This is a genomic window from Azospirillum terrae (assembly GCF_053470425.1).
The window spans coordinates 12,432-29,838 of record NZ_JBPXMR010000020.1 but is presented as its reverse complement, the minus strand read 5'-3'; the positions used below and the strand labels follow the sequence as shown (position 1 = coordinate 29,838).

At 67.3% G+C, this 17,407-nt stretch carries 13 protein-coding genes; 12 read left to right on the top strand and 1 reads right to left on the bottom strand.

What is annotated here, in order from left to right:
• Positions 1-74: 74 nt before the first annotated feature.
• The gene (locus ACSVDD_RS27865; protein WP_448192690.1) at positions 75-512 is read left to right on the top strand and encodes a helix-turn-helix domain-containing protein; all 438 of its coding nucleotides are present in this window, start codon (positions 75-77) and stop codon (positions 510-512) included.
• Between the two features lies 1 nt (position 513).
• Positions 514-1,410, top strand: a complete 897-nt coding sequence (locus ACSVDD_RS27860) for a transposase (RefSeq protein ID WP_448192689.1) — start codon at positions 514-516, stop codon at positions 1,408-1,410.
• A 22-nt stretch (positions 1,411-1,432) separates the two neighbouring features.
• Here the strand turns inward: ACSVDD_RS27860 and ACSVDD_RS27855 are convergent, their stop codons facing one another.
• The gene (locus ACSVDD_RS27855; RefSeq protein WP_448192688.1) at positions 1,433-2,479 is read right to left on the bottom strand and encodes a hypothetical protein; all 1,047 of its coding nucleotides are present in this window, start codon (positions 2,477-2,479) and stop codon (positions 1,433-1,435) included.
• Between the two features lie 761 nt (positions 2,480-3,240).
• Between ACSVDD_RS27855 and ACSVDD_RS27850 the strand changes: the two genes are divergently transcribed.
• From ACSVDD_RS27850 to gmd, 10 genes are all read left to right on the top strand, one after another.
• The gene (locus ACSVDD_RS27850) at positions 3,241-4,302 is read left to right on the top strand and encodes a calcium-binding protein (RefSeq protein WP_448192687.1); all 1,062 of its coding nucleotides are present in this window, start codon (positions 3,241-3,243) and stop codon (positions 4,300-4,302) included.
• A 57-nt stretch (positions 4,303-4,359) separates the two neighbouring features.
• A complete protein-coding gene (locus ACSVDD_RS27845) occupies positions 4,360-6,261 on the top strand; it encodes a glycosyltransferase (protein ID WP_448192686.1) in 1,902 nt (633 codons plus the stop codon).
• Complete coding sequence (locus tag ACSVDD_RS27840) at positions 6,258-8,021, top strand: type I secretion system permease/ATPase (RefSeq protein WP_448192685.1); 1,764 nt, start codon at positions 6,258-6,260, stop codon at positions 8,019-8,021. Before ACSVDD_RS27845 ends, ACSVDD_RS27840 begins: the two co-directional genes overlap by 4 nt.
• The gene (locus ACSVDD_RS27835; protein ID WP_448192684.1) at positions 8,018-9,388 is read left to right on the top strand and encodes an HlyD family type I secretion periplasmic adaptor subunit; all 1,371 of its coding nucleotides are present in this window, start codon (positions 8,018-8,020) and stop codon (positions 9,386-9,388) included. Before ACSVDD_RS27840 ends, ACSVDD_RS27835 begins: the two co-directional genes overlap by 4 nt.
• A gap of 2 nt (positions 9,389-9,390) precedes the next feature.
• The gene (locus tag ACSVDD_RS27830) at positions 9,391-10,317 is read left to right on the top strand and encodes a hypothetical protein (protein WP_448192683.1); all 927 of its coding nucleotides are present in this window, start codon (positions 9,391-9,393) and stop codon (positions 10,315-10,317) included.
• The gene (locus tag ACSVDD_RS27825) at positions 10,317-11,642 is read left to right on the top strand and encodes a glycosyltransferase family 4 protein (protein ID WP_448192682.1); all 1,326 of its coding nucleotides are present in this window, start codon (positions 10,317-10,319) and stop codon (positions 11,640-11,642) included. The genes ACSVDD_RS27830 and ACSVDD_RS27825 overlap by 1 nt, the downstream gene beginning before the upstream one ends.
• A complete protein-coding gene (locus ACSVDD_RS27820; RefSeq protein WP_448192681.1) occupies positions 11,639-12,403 on the top strand; it encodes a class I SAM-dependent methyltransferase in 765 nt (254 codons plus the stop codon). Before ACSVDD_RS27825 ends, ACSVDD_RS27820 begins: the two co-directional genes overlap by 4 nt.
• 236 nt (positions 12,404-12,639) lie before the next feature.
• Positions 12,640-14,640, top strand: a complete 2,001-nt coding sequence (locus ACSVDD_RS27815; RefSeq protein WP_448192680.1) for a glycosyltransferase — start codon at positions 12,640-12,642, stop codon at positions 14,638-14,640.
• Between the two features lie 26 nt (positions 14,641-14,666).
• Entirely contained in the window at positions 14,667-16,103 is a 1,437-nt protein-coding gene (locus ACSVDD_RS27810) for a mannose-1-phosphate guanylyltransferase/mannose-6-phosphate isomerase (RefSeq protein WP_448192679.1), read from the top strand.
• Between the two features lie 68 nt (positions 16,104-16,171).
• On the top strand, positions 16,172-17,242 hold the full coding sequence (gmd, locus tag ACSVDD_RS27805) for a GDP-mannose 4,6-dehydratase (protein WP_448192678.1): 1,071 nt from the start codon (positions 16,172-16,174) through the stop codon (positions 17,240-17,242).
• Positions 17,243-17,407: the final 165 nt, after the last annotated feature.

The window sequence follows — 17,407 nt, the reverse complement described above, 5'->3', positions numbered from 1 at the left end:
CCATTCTGGTTGGCCGCGTCACATAGTGATCTGGGGGCTGTTGGAGATGACCAGATCCCGCCTGGGAGGGTCTCATGTCCCGTCGTCAGCTTGATCCACTGCGCCCGCTCGCGGCCGAAGAGCGCGGGTGGCTCACCCGTATCAGCCGCTCGCACTCCGAACCGGCCGCCCACGTTGCCCGCGCCAAGGCGTTGCTCGCCGTGGCCGCGGGGCAGTCTTATACTGCCGCCGCCCAGGCGGCGGGGCGCCGCTCGGGCGATGCCGTGGCTCACCTCGTCACGCGCTTCAATCATGACGGGCTAGCGGCCCTGGAGGCGCGGCATGGCGGTGGGCCGCCGGTTGTCTACGCCAGCGCGCAACGCGAGTTGATCCTGGTCGAAGCCAAGCGCCTCCCCGATCGCGTGGCGGATGGGACGGCGACTTGGTCGCTCACCACGCTGCAGCGCGCCCTGAGGCGGGCGCCGGATGGCCTGCTTTCACCATCTGGCGGGTCCTGCACGACGCTGGACTGACGTGGCGGCGCGACCGCAGTTGGTGCACCAGCGGCCGGGTGCTGCGCAAACGCAAGTCCGGCACCGTCGCGGTGAGCGATCCCGACGCCGAGCCGAAAAAAAGCTGATCGAGGCCGCCTACACCCAGGGCGAGCGGCTCGGGCTGACGGTGTGGGGCGCGGACGAAGCCGGTCCGTTCCAGACCATCCCCTACCCAGGCCAGCAGTGGTGCCCGGCCGGGCACCCGGCCCGCTACCCCCACGAGCACGTGCGCAACGGGACAGCCAAGCTGCTGACGCTGTTCCATCCGGCGAGCGGAACGGTGCGCGTCAAGGGCGTCACCTCATGCCGCAATGCGGTGCTTCATGGCTGGTTGCAGGCGGAATTGGCGGCGATCGTGGCGACGCGGCCCGCCGCCCCACCGGCACCGGCCGGTGCCCAGGAGACCCGCGCCAGCTGGGAGCGCTGGCAGGAGGGCTTGGCCGAGCGCATCACGCTGCGGGCCGCGTTGCCGCCGCGGCGCATGCTGCTGGTGCTCGACACTCTCGCCGGGCACAAGACGCCGAGCTTTGTGTGCTGGCTGTTCGACCACGGCATCATGCCGCTCTATACCCCGCTGGGCGGCTCCTGGCTGAACATGACCGAGTCCGTCCAGCGCATCCTCAAACACCGCGGCCTCGCCGGGCAGCATCCGACCACGGTCGGCGAGATCATCGCGGATTTGGAAGCCGCCGCGCAGGGATGGAATGCCGCGCCAACGCCCTTCGTCTGGGGCGGCCGATGGTGCCTCCGTCGCCAGCGCAGCCGTCAGCGTCAGCATGCTCTGGGCGGGTCGGGCGCCTGCACCCGACGCCCGCTTCCCAGGCCGCACCCAACCGTCATCCAGCAATGGCGATCAGCGTGCCAAATGACCCACTAGGCAGCGGACTCCACGCGACGGATCAGACGAACCAACTCGGTGTCACCGAGGCTGCGGCGACGTTATCGAGTTGCAGCAGATCGCCATTGACAACGATCACCGCCTCGCCCTGGACGGTGCTGAGGACGGCGTACGTGGCTCCTGGCGGTAGCGCGATGCGGTCTCCGTCCGTCGCGCAGAAGTCTATCACGCGGTTGAATCCGCTGCCGGGTGTCAAGGCGAAGCGGTCGGCCCCGGCGCCTCCGATGAGCGTGTCCGTGCCGGCGTCGCCGAACAGCCAGTCATCGCCCTCGCCGCCGTTGATCCAATCGTCGCCCCGGCCACCATGCAACGTGTCGTTGCCGGAATCGCCGAACAGAACGTCCCCGTCTTGATTTCCAAACAGGCGGTCATCGTCACGCCCGCCGTACAGCGTGTCGGCTCCCGCGCCACCGAACAAAACGTCGGCGCCCGGGCCGCCGACAACCGTGTCATCACCACCGTACCCGGACAGGGTGTCGGCGCTCGCGCTGCCGCGAATCAGATCGTACCCCGGTCCGCCCTCACCGAGACCTTCCGCCGACACGACCCGATCCGGTCCATAGAGCGTCTGCATGGCGGTCACGTCGAGCGGCGCCGGTCGGTCGGCGAGCGTTCCTGCCGGGTCCGGTGTGTAGCTCATCACGGTGAGCGACTGGTCGCCAGCCAGCCCGAGGGCCTCCTGATGGGGATGCGAAAGCCCCAGGACGTGCCCGATCTCGTGCAGCACCATCCAAGGGGCATCCGCCGGAGGCGCCGATGGCAGGCCGACGAATCCTTTCGTGATCACCGGGGCGTCGTCCTGACCCCAGAACAGCGACCATGCCCTGGCGTCCGGCGGTGCGTGCACGGCACTCAACGTGGAGAATTGGATATCGGCATCCTCGTATGATGCCGCCCTGACAAACTCGAGGCCGCAGACCAAGCCCCAGCGCTCCAGCGCTCCGTCGATAGACGGGGTCCACGATGAGAGGGCGGGGTCGATGCTATAGGTCAGCGTCGGCTTTGGCCAATGCCACCCTTCTGGATACACGATGTCTTGGTATTCCATCGGTGTCTCGTACGCGACGTTGGGGTGGGATGCTTCTCCATTCTTGCGGTCAAGTCGTGATGTTCTCTACGTTCATTAAGGCGTGATGGCTGGTTGTGTATGAGCACTCCGTTTTTGCTGGGTGTTGATGGTGTTGTAACTCCAGCGTCGTCCTGTTGCCCGTCGGTGATTGCCAAAGACGTCGAGCCAGCGACCCTATAGGCGGAAAGTCCGTTCCGTTCGGGGGATTCCGCGGTCGAAAAAGAGCCTCGACGATGTGCTGTGGCCACAGCGGAGTCCGCCTGATATCGGCAGTGACGGGCTTCAGGAGGCGTTTTGACAAGAAAACTACGAGGCGGCTCCCTTGTGCGCGCGTCCGCAGCGTTGCATCCCGCCCGCGTCATCTAACATTCGAAAGAGATCGCCTGCGGGTCTTGTCCGCCCCGCTGTTGGGTGAACACCGTGGCCGGACGAGAGGGTGTGTTTGGGTCCTTGATGGAGACTGTGGTCGACCGTGCTGGATAGGTCTTCTGGTCTTACCAGTTGACCCGCGACCCTGTGGCCGATTGTCGCACGCAAGCCTTCAATACGAAACAAACCAAGGACAGATAAAATTTTATTCAATCATCCGCCGCTTTATACGCTTGCTCGCTTATTCGCGCCTTAGGTATTAATCTTTTCAGAACTTTTGGCCGATTTCGGCGTCCATAGGTGGATCACATCCTGTCTCCCCTCGAGTCAGCGGTGGTGGATTCGGGTTAAGACATACAGGGAAAAGATCGATGGCAACGATTCCTGGCGGCTTATTCGACGCATCTGCACACACCAACATCAGCCAGCATGCTTCGGATATTATTTCCTCAACCCTTGATCGGCTTGGGTTGAGCGAAAGCAACGCGCGGGTCCTGTCGGGCACCAATGTTCAGCCGTCGTCCTCGGATCACGTCGTCAACGTGACCTCGAACAACGTCGTCGTTGATCTGTCCCACACCAACGCCGCATTGCTCGTCGTCACGGGTGAAAACAGCAACGTTCTGGGCGGCGCCGGCGCCGATACCATCGTGGGTGGCGCTGGCGGCGACAGCGTGCTGGGCGGGGCCGGCTCCGACTACCTCGACGGCGGCGCGGGCAACGACGTCCTCACGGGCGGTGAAGGCAACGACTACGTCGACGGCGGCACGGGGAACGATACGGTCGGCGGCGGCCTCGGCGACGACACCATCCAGGGCGGCGACGGCAACGACTCGATCTGGTCGACCGAAGGCGACGACGTCTTCTACGGCAACCGTGGCGACGACACGATTCACGGTGGCGACGGCAACGATCTTGCCCATGCCGGCCGGGACAACGACTGGGTTTATGGCGAAAACGGCAACGATTGGCTGGTCGGCGAAGACGGCAATGACGTCCTGCTCGGCAACATGGGCAACGACGTCCTGCTCGGCAACGTGGGCAACGACACGCTGTTCGGCGGCGTGGGCGACGACTCGCTGTTCGGTGGCCGCGGCGACGACAAGCTGTCTGGTGATCCCGGCAACGACACGCTGTCTGGAGACCAGGGCAACGACACGCTGACTGGCGGTTCGGGCAACGATGTTTTCGTCGTCAACAATGACGGCGGCGTCGACGTCATCACCGACTTCCAGTCGGGCGACGTCCTCCAGGTTGCGTCGAACATCAACAATCTAGCGATCACGCGTCCGTCCGATCTGCTGTCGCTGATCTCGCACGACGCGTCCGGCAACGCGGTGATCTCGCTGGGGCAGGGTGCGTCCGTGACCCTTCAGGGCGTCACCGAGGACGTGCTGCGCACCAACATCGACACGTACATCCGCATCGTTTGATAGCGCTCGGGCCGGCGGGGCTCCTCGCTCCGCCGACTCGCTTTTTAGGACCCTTTCATGCCTGACGACGCCGTTGCCACCGTCGCCGTCTCGGATACCACCCCGCTGGACCGCCGTCTTCAAGCGGCGTTTGAAGCGGCGGCACGCCCTGGAGGTTCTGCGGCCTCCTGTCTGGCCTTGGCGCGGCAGCTTCCTGCGGCGTGTCAGACGACCGCGCACGGCGTTGCGCTGGGAAACGACCTCAGCGTCTGGCACGCGCCCTGGACATCCCCGGGTGTGGCGCAAACGGCGTGGCTGCTTGGCCGCACGCGTGTGCGCCGCCTGACGTGGGCACCGCGTGTCCGGCAGCTCGGCGGCGCCACCATCGTGGAAGTTCTGCTCGACGGTCCGGTGACGGCCGATGCGCTGGCCGTCGCCGTTTTTGCGGCAAATCGGGAGGTGCGCTTGGTCCGCTTGACGGCGCCACGTCCCGCCGACCAGTTCGGCGCGTTCGTGCAGGCCACGGGTGCGGCCGGGCCGGCGCTGTTGAGTGACTGGCTGAACGCCTTCAAGCCCTTTCTGCCGCGGGCTCCGGATGCGGCGCGCGTGCTGCTCGCCGCCGAGCGCCTTCACCGCCGGCCGGTCGCGGCCGGCGCTGTGGATCCACGACAGCCGGCGGGTGACGGACCGTTCGGCTTCGGTGTCGATTTTGCGCTGCCGCTCCCCGATGGCAGCGTGTTCGCCAAAGGGTGGACGCGCGATCCGCTCGATATGCTCGCCGACCTGACGGTCTCCAGCGCGTTCGCCACGACCGTGCCGCTGCCGCCGCACGTGTGCGCCGACCCCACCCGTCCGGGATGGCGTGCCTTCCTCAGCCGTTCCGAACCGATGCGGGATCCAGGGACCGGCACCCAGATCGGGATCACCGCGCGGCTGCACGGCGGGCACGCGATCCGAGTCGTTCCGCCGCAACCATTTCTGTCCGCCACGGAAAGCCGCGACCTCATCCTGCGCACCGTCCCGATGGAGGCGCTGTCGGGTCCCGGCAAGGCCGGCCTGCTGGACGCCGTGCTGATGCCCGCCCTCGGCGCGCTGCAGGCCGCACATCTGCGCGGGGCGCGGGTGGACGCCACCCACAGCATCGGCCGGCCGTCAACCCGGCCGGCGTGGTCGGTTATCGTGCCGCTCTACCGCAATCTCCGCTTTCTCCGGCACCAGATGGCGGCCTTCGGCCTCAACCCGGCGCTGGCCGGCGTCGAGCTGGTCTGCGTTCTGGATTCGCCCGAGCAGGCCGAGGAGTTGGACCGGCTGCTGCGGGGCTTGCACATGGCTTTCGGCGTCAGCGTGCGCGTCGTGGTGCACAGCCGGAACATCGGGTTTGCCGGCGCCATCAACAGCGGCGTCGCGGCCTCGCGCGGTGAGCGTGTGCTGCTGCTCAACTCGGACGTCATCCCCCTGGCGTCGGCGGACCCCTGGCTGGCCCGCCTGCACCGCCACCTGGACCGTCCCGCGGTCGGCGCCGTCGGCCCCAAGCTGCTCTTCGACGACGACTCCCTCCAGCACGCGGGCCTGTATTGGGAGCGCGACGATCACGGGGAATGGTACAACCGGCACTATTACAAGGGCTATCCGCGCGATTATGCCCCCGCCGGCCGCAGCCGCGCCGTGCCGGCGGTCACCGGGGCCTGTCTGGCGGTCCGTCGCGCCACCTTCGAGCGGGTGGGCGGGCTGAGCGAGGACTATGTCATCGGCGACTACGAAGACAGCGACTTCTGCCTCAAGGTCCGCGCGGCCGGGCTGACGTGCCGCTACGCCGCGGACGTCGAACTGTACCATATGGAGCGTCAGTCCATCACACAGCACAATGGCTATGAGCGCACGCCCGCGTGCCTCTACAACCGTCGCCTGCATCACGCGCGCTGGGACGCGACGATCACCGCTATCACGGCGCGCCGCGCCGGTCGGGAAGCCGTGCGATGACGGCCAAGACCAGCGCACGCGCGTCCAATCCGCTCGACCAGGCGCTCCAGCGCTGCCTGCCGGGGCTTGGATTGGCCATCCTGATCAGCGTCTTCTCCAGCGTCGGCGTGCTGATCGTCCCGCTCTACATGATGCAGATCGGCAACCGGGTGCTGTCGAGTTACAGCATCAGCACCCTGGTGGCTCTGACCGTCGTCGCCTTGGGCGGGTTGGTGCTCTACGCCGTTCTGGACTACTGCCAGACGCGGCTGTCGCAGAAGCTGGCCATCTGGCTCGGCCAGCGCCTTGGCCTCGACGCCATCGAGTCGATCATCGCGCAGAGCCTGCGCGGTGATGGCGGCGTCCAGGGACTGCGCGACATCAACCACCTGAAACAGTTCGTCAGCGGCAACACGGTGGCATCGGTCTTCGAATTGCTGTGGTCGCCGCTGTTCTTCCTGGTTCTGTTCGCCATGCACCCGGTCTACGGCATCGCGGCGATCGCCTGCGCGGTGGTGATGACCGTCCTTGGTGTCATCACCGAGTTTGGGACGCGGCAGGCGATCACCGAGGCCGAGGCGGCGACGAACCGGGCGACCGAGCGGCTGGGCAACGCGCTGCGCTATGCCGAGGTTATCGACGCTATGGGCATGGCCGGGCCGATCAGCGCGCGCTGGCTTGGCGACATGGAGCACGCCAACGCGCTCACCGAATCCGGCCTGCGCCGTGCGACGGCCATCGGCGCCTTTACCCGCATGGTGCGGATGGCCATGCAGGTCGGCATCATGGCCATCGGCGTTGTGCTGATCATCGAGCAGATGGCCTCGGCCGGCAGCTTGTACGCCGCATCCATCCTCGTCGCCCGCGCGCTGGCGCCCTTCGATCATATAATCCGCGACTGGCAGCGCTGGGGCACCATGCAGGCGGCCTATCGCCGGCTGCGGGACCTGCTGGACGGGGCCGCCTCGGCGCGGTCCACCATGGTGTTGCCGCGCCCGACCGGCGCCATCGAGATCGATCGTCTGGTGTTCGTACCGCCCGGTCAAAACCGGGCCGTGCTCAAGGGCATCTCCTTGTTCATCGCCCCCGGCGAGGCCGTGGGGGTCATCGGCCCCTCGGCCGCCGGCAAATCGACTCTGGCGCGCCTTCTGGTCGGGGTGTGGAAGCCGTCGGGCGGCGCCATCCGGCTGGACGGGCAGGACGTCTACCACTGGAACCGCGCCAACTTCGGTCCGTATGTCGGGTATGTGCCCCAGACGGTCGGCCTGTTCGACGGCACCGTGCGCGAGAACATCGGCCGCCTGGGCGAGGCGGACCCCCTGGCGGTCGTCGCCGCGGCCAAGAAGGCGCGCGTCCACGAGATGATCGGGCGTCTTCCGCACGGCTACGATACCGAGATCGGCAGCGGTTATCTGCTCTCCGGCGGGCAGCGCCAACGGCTCGCCCTGGCCCGCGCGCTGTTCGGCAACCCAAGCCTTCTCGTTCTGGACGAGCCGGATTCGAACTTGGATGTCGCGGGCGAGGAGGCTCTCATCGCGGCGATCACCGACGCCAAGCGTGACGGCTGCACCGTCGTGGTGGTCACCCATCACCACGGCCTTCTGGCCGCGGTCGACAAGGTCGTCGTCATGCGGGAGGGACTCATCGAAGGGGTCGTGTCGCCGGTCGAAGCCAGCGCGATCCTCAGCGGCAAACCCATTGCGACGGTCAAGGCTCGGCCGGTCGCCGCCCATCCCGAGCCGGCGGGCGCGGCCAACATGGCGGCGGGGGGCAGCCGATGAACTCCGCTCCCCTGACGCTCGGGTCGACGCGCGAACAGCTCGCGGCGCCGTATTCGCCGCCATCCCGGCCGGACCCGGTCGGTTCGGCACCCGACGTGCGGCGCACGGTGCTGGTGGTGGTCGCCACGATCCTGTTCGGATTCGGCGGCTTCTTCGGCTGGGCTGCCCTGTTCCGTCTGGAGAGCGCGGCGATTGCTCCGGGGGTGGTGTCCGTGGAAAGCCACCGCAAGGTGGTCCAGCACCTGGAAGGCGGGATCGTCAAAGCCTTGCTCGCAGCCAACGGTGACCGGGTGCGGGCGGGCGATCTCCTGATCCAGTTGGACGACACCCAGGCCCGCGCGACTTATGGTCAGACGCTTGGCCAGCATCGGGCGGTGCTGGCCCGCCGGGCGCGCCTGTACGCCGAGGCGACCGGCCGTCCGGCCGTGGACTTTCCGCAGACGCTGCTCAAGGACCGGAACGACCCCGAGGTCCAGCGCGTCATCGACGCTCAGGTCTTGACCTTCGAGGCGCGCCGCACCGCGCACATCAGCGCCATCGCGGTCAAACGGCAGGCGCTCATGGACATCAAGGCCGACACCGCCGCGGCGACGGAGCAGATCGCCGCGACGACGAAGCAGATCGCCAAAACCGTCGAGGAGATCGCGGACCTCCAGAAGCTGTTCAAGAAGGATCTGGTGCCCAAGCCCAGGATTCTCGCCCTTGAGCGGAACGAAGCCGAGCTGCAGGGGCGCATGGCGGAACTGCGCGGGCGCGTCGCGCGCAACCGCGAGGGGCTGACGTCGATCAGCATGCAGATCACCGACCTCGAGGCCGTGCGGCAGAAGGACATCGCCGCCGAGCTGGAAGCCGTCGACAAGGAGGCGGCCGATCTCTCCCAGCGCCTCGGCGGCCAGCAAGACGTTCTCCGGCGGACCGCCATCACGGCGCCGCAGGATGGGGTCGTGGTCAACCTCCAGGTCTTCACCTCCGGCGGTGTGGTCCGTGGTGGCGAACCGCTGATGGAAATCGTTCCGGGCCTGGATGCGCTGGTCGTCGACACCAAGGTCAATCCCATGGACATCGACAGCGTGCACACCGGCCTGAAAGCCCGTGTGCGGCTGACCGCCTACCAGCAGCGGACGACCCCAACCGTGTTGGCGGAGGTCATCGACGTGTCTGCCGACCGGCTGACCGACCAAGCCGGCAACAGCCACTACACCGCGCGTCTGCGCTTGAACCAAGCCGAGCTGGACGCCCTGCCCTGGGTCCACCTGTCTCCCGGCATGCCCGTCGAGGCGATGATCATCACCGGCGAGCGCTCGGTCCTCGATTACCTGCTGACGCCAATCACCAACGGCTTCGCGCACGCTCTTCGGGAGCAATGACCATGTCCGAACCGCATCCGCCCGATACCGAGCCGGTGCGCCTCCAGTCCGGAGCCCCGGTGCCATGGGCCGGCGATCCCGCCTCTGGCCCAGCCCCCGACGCATCAATCTGGCGGGCCGCGACGATGGATGGCCTCATCGACGCCATCGAGTCCGGCCGCATCTACGGATGGGCGTGGGACCGCCGCGATCCGGACCATCGGGTCCAGATCGACGTCTACCACGCGGGGCAACTCCTCGAGACGATCGGCGCCGACCGGTTTCGCGCCGACCTCACGGGGTTGAACCAGCTGGCCGGGCTGTCCGAGGACGGCGACGGCAAGCACGCGTTCGCCTGGGACATCCCTGCCACTTTGCGGCACGCCCATCCGGCCGCGTTCCACCTCTGCTTCCATGGCACGAGCGTTCCCCTCGGACGCTCCGTGCGGGTGGCGCAGGCGGAGGCCGTCGCGTCGGACCCGGACCAGACGGTGAACAGCATCGTGCTGGCCCTGGCCCAGCGCATCACCGGCATCGAGCAGACGGTCACACAGGCCATGCAGCTGGGCCTTCTGCTGCAGCACGAGCTGCAGAAGGGAAACACCCCGGAGCGCCTGCTTCCCCATCTCGGCAAAGGCTTTCAGGTGTGGGCCGGCAAGATCGCCGGGCACATCGACAACCGGCTGGGTGAGAGGACGGCGTCGCTGCACGAAGGGCTGGGCGAAACGGCGCGCGCCACCGCCGCCGCCATCGCCCAGATGGAAGGCTTTCTGGTCCGCACGGACGAGGCGCTGAAGCGGATGGTCCGGCAGGACGACCTCGCCGGGTTGCACGCCAAGATGCAGAAGACCCTGTGGGTGGTGGTGGGCGCCGCGTTCGCCGCCGGGGTTCTGGGCGCCGGCGTTGCAGCGTGGCTGCTCGGCCGCGCGGCGTCTCTTTCGGGGGCATGATGCGCATTCTCTACCTGACCCACAACGATCCCCGCTTCCATCCCGGCGGCACGGAGATCTTTGCGCAGGAACTCTTTGAAGAGGTCGGCGCCCGGTCAGGCGTCCAGGCGCTCTTCGTCGCGGCCACCAGCGACCTGCAGCGTCCGCGCAGCCCGGGCACGCCGTTCCAAACCGTTGGCCGCAGCGCCAACGAGATGCTGCTGTGGACGGGCGCGTTCGACCGCTTCAACCTGTCCCAGGTCGACACCCACGGGGTGCTGCCGGAGCTGGAGCGCCTGATCCGGGAGTTCAAGCCGGACGTCGTGCACGCCCACCATGTGCTGCTCATCGGGCTGGAGGCGTTCGCCGTCGTGCGCCGTGCGGCGCCGAAGGCCCGCATCGTCCTGACGCTGCATGACTATTACCCGATCTGCCACCGTGATGGGGTCATGGTGCGGACGCTGGCTTCGGGCACGCCCTTTGCCCTGTGTGACGAGGCGACGCCCGACCGTTGCGCCCGCTGCTTTCCCGACGCGTCGCGTATGGATTTCAAGCTGCGTGAGCTGTACGTGCGGCGCCATCTCGATCTGGTCGACCGATTCGTGGCGCCAAGCCGTTTTCTGGCCGCCCGGTACGCGGACTGGGGGCTCGATGCGGCGCGGATCTCGGTCGTCCGCAACGGTCGCCGCCTCACGGCGCCCGCACCGCTCCGACCCGCCGGGGAGCGGACGGCGGAGCCGGCCTTTGCGGTGTTCGGCAACGTCAGCCCGCTGAAAGGCACGCTGCTGGCCGTTGGGGCGGCGCGGATCGCGGCCACCCGCACCAACCGGCGCTTCACGCTGACCGTTCACGGTGCGCCCCTGTTCCAGGAGGACGCGTTCGTTCAGCAGTTGAACGAGGCCGTCGATGCCGCCAACGCCGCCGGAGCCGCCAGGGTGCTCCTGGCTGGGTCCTACCGCCCGGGCGACGTGCCGGCGCGCATGGCGGCTGCGGACTGGGTCGTGGTGCCGTCCGTCTGGTGGGAGAACGCGCCGTTGGTGATCGACGAGGCGTTCCATCACGGACGGCCGGTCATTTGCAGCGACATCGGCGGCATGGCCGAAGCCGTCACCGATGGGGTGAACGGGGTCCACGTCCGTGCCGGCGATATCCTGGCGCTGGCGAACCGAATGGTCGCTGTCATCGAGTCCGACGGCGTTTGGGAGGAACTGCGGCAGGGCCTGCCGTCATCGCGGTCCATTCAGGAGTGCGCCGACGAGCACAAGGCGCTGTACCAGAAGTCCGGTTCCCGACGCCGCGCCGCCAACGCGGGCGTACAAGCCGTTTGCGAAGAGACCGCAGCATGAACGCGCTCATCCCTCCGCCCGTGGATGAGGTGAGCCTGCCGATCCCCCCGGAAGACCTTCACTGCGTCGGTGATGGCGACTTCCTGGCCATCGGGCGAGAGTTTCTCGGCCATCTGATCACGTTCGCCGGCTTGACTCCCACCGACACCGTGCTCGACGTCGGCTGCGGGGTTGGGCGCATCGCGGTGCCGCTGACGCAGTATCTGGCGCCGGAGGGCCAGTATGTCGGGTTCGACGTCGGCGCGGCTGGCGTCGCCTGGTGCCGGGAGCATGTAACCCCCCTGCATCCCCGGTTCACGTTCCTGCACCTCGACCTCTTCCACCCGCTTTACAACCCGAGCGGCACCCTCATCAGCACGCAGCTCCCCTGGCCGGTGCCGGACGGGTCCATCGACGTCGTGTTCCTCACGTCCGTGTTCACCCACCTCAGGGCGGATGAGACCCGGCATTACCTGCGCGAGATGACGCGCGTGCTAAAGCCTAGCGGTCGCTGTCTGGGCACGTGGTTCTTGCTCGATGAGCCGCGGATGCCAGAGGGCGCGGATTACCGGCTGTCCTTTGCCGAGGGCGCGGACGGCGCCTTCTACGACACACTGACCGGCGTTCCGACCGCCGCGGTCGCCTACCGGACCGACTGGCTGCTGACGGAACTCGAACACGCGGGACTCGAGGCCATGATCCTCCCTGGGCATTGGCGGACGGCCGAGAACGCGGTGAGTTACCAGGACATGACGATCCTGCGTCGACCGGGGCTGCCCTGATGAGTCGAGATAAAGGAACAATTGGGGAAATCACAGCCACCTTTAACAAATAAGTAATGTGATCTTGACTTCCTCTTAATCAGCAGAGCCAGGGATTTGGGAGTGTTGAGCGGATCATGGTTGCTAAAGGATTCGATGAGATGCAAACGCGCGGCCGGAAAGCCGTCCTATGGCCGTTCTCCGCGCGCGTGCGCGTGACCGCGTCGTAGACGGCCGCGACACTGGATACTGGCCTGATGGACGCCTCCGAGAACCTCACAAGCTCGACCAAGCTGCCGGCTTCTGCCGACGAGCGATTGAGTGTGGTGGCGTGCTCACGGCTGGACGCCGTCAAGAAGACCATCTGGCTGACCCGGCCCGACCTGCGGGAGTTGTGCGAAGGCGACCAGGCGCGTTTCGAGTGGTGGCTGCACCAGAACGGGGCGCGCGAGTACCGCGCGCTGGCGGAAACCGAGTTCACGTTCTCCCAGGACCTTCTGACCGAGCCGGCCGAGGGAGCCTTCCCCGATCTTCGCCCGACGCTCACGCGGCTCATGCGGGCCATCTGGGTTGCACGGCCCGACCTGCGGAGCGCCTTCGACCTTCGAACGCCCGAAGGGCAGCAGGGTCTCGCTTGGTGGTACTGCATCCAGGGCCCGGCCGAGTTCGGCCTCACCCGCGTCTTGACCGAGGAGCAGAGGCGCTTCCTGAACGAGGCGGACGAGCGCGTGCCCGCTGGTGCCGCCATCCCGATCACCCGCCTGATGAGGGAGGTGTGGAGCCGCCGGTCGGATCTCCAGGACGCCTTTCCCCTCGATACCCCGATGGGGCGTGGGGCCTACGTGGTGTGGTACTTCACGGACGGCCTCTCGGAAATGCCATTGGTAGACCTTGTGGACGATCAGCAGGCGCAGATCCTCCTGGTCCCGGCTCCGGGGGCTCCCGAGCTGCCGCCGATCCTGGCGATGATCTGGTCGACCGACGCCACCATCCAGGAGCGCTTCCCCAACCCCCTCGGCCCCGCGTTCGCCCGATGGGCGCGCGCCGAGGGCGCGGAGCGGTACCCGATCCTCAAGCGGCTGGCGGATGTGACCACTTTGGCGACCGTAAAGGCGCCCGTGGTCCGGAAGGGCCATGGCGACCGGCCGTTCGGCATCAACCTGATCGGCTACGCCCGCGGGCAGTTCGGCATCGGCGAGGACGTCCGTATGGCGGCGCTCGCCATGCAGGCGGCGGGCATCCCCTTCAGCCTCCACAACGTCGAGCCCGGGCGTGAGGTGTGCCAGGGAGACGACAGTGTTGATGCGCTGATAACGGACCAGCTCCCCTACGCGGTCAATCTGCTGTGCACGACCGGCATCGAGACGGCGCGCTTGGCCGCGGTGGAGGGATCGGCGCTGTTCGACGGGCGCCGCACCATCGGCTATTGGCCGTGGGAGCTGCCGGAGTGGCCCGCGGAGTGGCGCCACGCCTACGACCTCGTCGACGAGGTCTGGGCGTCGAGTCGCTACACCTACGAGGCCTACGCGAAGAGCAGCCCGAAGCCGGTGCGGCATATGCCCATGGCCGTCACGGTGGACGCGACGGCCGAGCTGGGGCGGCGCGACTTCGGCCTGCCCAACAGGCGCTTCCTCTTCGTGTTCTCCTTCGACGTCCTGTCCAGCCTGGCGCGGAAGAACCCGCAGGCGGGCGTGCGCGCCTTCAAGGAGGCCTTCCCACTCGGCGACGAGCCAGTCGGGCTCGTGGTCAAGGCGATGCGCGCGACAGCGGACAATCCCGTGTGGCAGGCGCTCCTGGAGGAGGCCCGGGCCGACCGCCGCATCAAGATCATCACCGAGACGCTGAGCCGGGGCGCGGTGCTCGACCTCTACCGGGCGTGCGATGCGTTCGTATCGCTGCACCGGGCCGAGGGGTTCGGGCGCGGGATCGCTGAGGCGATGCTGCTGGGTAAGCCGGTGGTCGTCACCGGCTTTTCAGGGAACATGGACTTCACAACGCCCGGCAGCGCGGCGTTGGTCGATCACCGGCTGCGTCCGGTGTCGCCGGAGGAATACCCGTTCGCCGGCGGGCAGCTGTGGGCCGAACCGGATGTGGCGCACGCCGCGTGGTGGATGCGGCGGCTGGTCGAGGATCGCTGGCTGCGCCAGCGACTGGCGAAGCAGGGGCAGAAGCTGGCGGCGGCCACCTACGCGCCGGCCGCGGTCGGCGCGGGATACGCTGCCCTGCTGGGCCAGTCGGGGCGTGAGGGCGCGATCTGATGATTCGGGGGACTAAGGGGACCGTCATGGGGATTGCCAAGTCGGCGGGCGTGATCACGCCCGTCATCCTGTCGGGGGGCTCGGGAAGCCGGCTGTGGCCACTGTCACGGGCGCTGTACCCGAAGCAGTTCCTGCCGTTGGCCAGCGAGCTGACGATGATCCAGGAGACCGCGCTGCGCGTGGCTGGGGGGCGGTTCGCGCCGCCTCTGGTGATCTGCAACGAGGAGCACTGCTTCATCGTGGCCGAGCAGCTGCGCGCCCAAGCGTGCCGGCCGTCCGAGATCATCCTCGAGCCGGTCGGGCGCAACACCGCGCCGGCGGTGTGCGTCGCCGCCCTCAAGCTGCTCACCGCCGGCGAGGACGCCCTCATGCTGGTGATGCCGTCCGACCATGTCATCGCCGCCACTGAGCGCTTCCTGGAGGCGGTCGCAAAGGCGGCGGGTGCTGCGGCGGCTGGCGCACTGGTGACCTTCGGGATCACGCCGGCGCGGGCCGAGACCGGCTACGGGTACATCAAGATGGGAGCGCGGCTCGACGCCCACGAGGGAGTCCACGGCGTCGAGCGCTTCGTGGAGAAGCCTGACCAGACGACGGCGGAGGCCTACCTGGCGGACGGCTCCTACCTGTGGAACAGCGGCATCTTCCTTTTCTCCGCCGCGGCGTATCTGGCCGAGCTGGAGCGCAGCAATCCGGCCATGGTGGAGGCCTGCCGCAAAGCGCTGTCGGGCGCCGAGCGGGACCTGACCTTCTGCCGGCTCGCTGCGGACGCATTCGCCGAATCGCCGTCCGACTCGATCGACTACGCGGTCATGGAGAAGACCGCCAGGGCGGCCGTGGTGCCGGTCGACATGGGGTGGAACGACGTGGGCGCCTGGTCTGCGCTGTGGGAGATCGGTGAGAAGGACGCGAACGGCAACGTCGTGCAAGGCGACGCCGTCCTGCACGACGCGCGCAACGTCTACGTCCGCTCCGACGAGCAACTGGTCGCGGTCGCGGGGGTGGAGAACGTGGTGGTGGTCGCCACCGAAGACGCCATTTTGGTCACCGACCACGCCCACGCCCAGGACGTGAAGCACATTGTGGACCGCCTCAAGGCCGAGCGGCGCGACGAGCACGCCCTGCACACGACCGCGCACCGCCCCTGGGGCTCGTACCGCGGCGTCGATCGCGGCAGCCGCTTCCAGGTCAAGCGGATCGTCGTCAAGCCGGGCGAGCGGCTGTCCTTGCAGATGCACCATCATCGGGCCGAGCACTGGATCGTGGTCGAGGGCACGGCGCTGGTGACGCGCGGCGAGGAGCAGGTCTTCGTCTACGAGAACCAGTCCGTCTACATCCCGATGGGCACGGTGCACCGGCTGGAGAACCCGGGGAAGGTGTCGCTGCACCTCATCGAGGTGCAGTCCGGTGGGTATTTGGGTGAGGACGACATCGTCCGGTTTGAGGACAGCTACGCGCGCACCTGAAGAGCTCGGCAGCATGCTGAAGCAAACAACTGGTCCGACAGGACTTTCTGAGGTGACAGGAGAACGAAGTGAGCAAGGTTGCCCTCATCACCGGAGTTACTGGCCAGGACGGGGCGTACTTGGCAGAGCTTCTCCTTGCCAAAGGCTACGAGGTTCACGGCACCAAACGCCGCTCCTCGTCCTTCAACACCGGTCGCGTCGATCACCTCTACAAGGACCTGCACGAGCCGGACATTCGCTTCAAACTGCATTATGGCGATCTAACGGATTCGACGAACCTCATCCGTCTGGTGCAGGAAGTCCAGCCGACCGAAATCTACAATCTGGCCGCCCAGAGCCATGTGCAGGTGAGCTTTGAGACGCCGGAATACACGGCCAACGCGGATGGTATCGGCACCCTGCGACTCCTCGAGGCGATCCGCATCCTTAAGATGGAGGACCTCGTGCGCTTCTATCAGGCCTCCACGTCCGAATTGTACGGCAAGGTTCAGGAAACGCCGCAGACCGAGAAGACGCCCTTCTACCCGCGTTCCCCGTACGCCGCGGCGAAGCTGTACGCCTACTGGATCACGGTGAACTACCGCGAGGCGTACGGGGTGCATGCCTCGAACGGAATCCTGTTCAACCACGAGAGCCCGATCCGCGGCGAGACCTTCGTCACCCGCAAGATCACCCGCGCGGTGGCGGCCATCCAGCTCGGCCGGCAGGAAAAGCTGTTCCTCGGCAACTTGGACGCCAAGCGCGACTGGGGCCACGCCCGCGACTACGTCGAGGGTATGTGGCGCATCCTACAGCAGGACGAGCCGGACGACTACGTGCTCGCCACCGGCGAGACGCACAGCGTCCGTGAGTTCGTCGGACTGGCCTTCGGCCATATCGGGCGCACCATCGAGTGGGTCGGCGAGGGCGTCGGGGAAAAGGGCGTTGACATGCGCACCGGCCAGACCCTGGTGGAGATCGACCCGCGCTACTTCCGCCCGACCGAGGTCGACCTGCTGTTGGGCGATCCGTCGAAGGCGCGTACGAAGCTCGGCTGGGAGCACCGGACCCCGTTCCCGGAACTCGTTCGGGAGATGATGGAATCGGATCTTCAGATCGTTGAAGGCGAGGCCTATCGCTATGGCAGCAAGCATGATTGACTCTGCTGTTACGAGCTTTCCCTTGAAGGGCCGGCCGATCTGGGTTGCCGGTCACCAGGGTATGGTTGGCTCGGCCGTCGTCCGCCGCCTCCAGGACGCCTGCGCCGAGGTTCTGACCACAGGCTGCAAGCTGCTCTACGTATCGCGTCTGGCGGACATAGGGTG

Coding starts and splice junctions, on each gene's coding strand:
- ACSVDD_RS27865 (WP_448192690.1), top strand. CDS start 75: ATGTCCCGTCGTCAGCTTGATCCACTGCGCCCGCTCGCGGCCGAAGAG.
- ACSVDD_RS27855 (WP_448192688.1), bottom strand. CDS start 2,479: ATGGAATACCAAGACATCGTGTATCCAGAAGGGTGGCATTGGCCAAAG.
- ACSVDD_RS27850 (WP_448192687.1), top strand. CDS start 3,241: ATGGCAACGATTCCTGGCGGCTTATTCGACGCATCTGCACACACCAAC.
- ACSVDD_RS27845 (WP_448192686.1), top strand. CDS start 4,360: ATGCCTGACGACGCCGTTGCCACCGTCGCCGTCTCGGATACCACCCCG.
- ACSVDD_RS27840 (WP_448192685.1), top strand. CDS start 6,258: ATGACGGCCAAGACCAGCGCACGCGCGTCCAATCCGCTCGACCAGGCG.
- ACSVDD_RS27835 (WP_448192684.1), top strand. CDS start 8,018: ATGAACTCCGCTCCCCTGACGCTCGGGTCGACGCGCGAACAGCTCGCG.
- ACSVDD_RS27830 (WP_448192683.1), top strand. CDS start 9,391: ATGTCCGAACCGCATCCGCCCGATACCGAGCCGGTGCGCCTCCAGTCC.
- ACSVDD_RS27825 (WP_448192682.1), top strand. CDS start 10,317: ATGCGCATTCTCTACCTGACCCACAACGATCCCCGCTTCCATCCCGGC.
- ACSVDD_RS27820 (WP_448192681.1), top strand. CDS start 11,639: ATGAACGCGCTCATCCCTCCGCCCGTGGATGAGGTGAGCCTGCCGATC.
- ACSVDD_RS27815 (WP_448192680.1), top strand. CDS start 12,640: ATGGACGCCTCCGAGAACCTCACAAGCTCGACCAAGCTGCCGGCTTCT.
- ACSVDD_RS27810 (WP_448192679.1), top strand. CDS start 14,667: ATGGGGATTGCCAAGTCGGCGGGCGTGATCACGCCCGTCATCCTGTCG.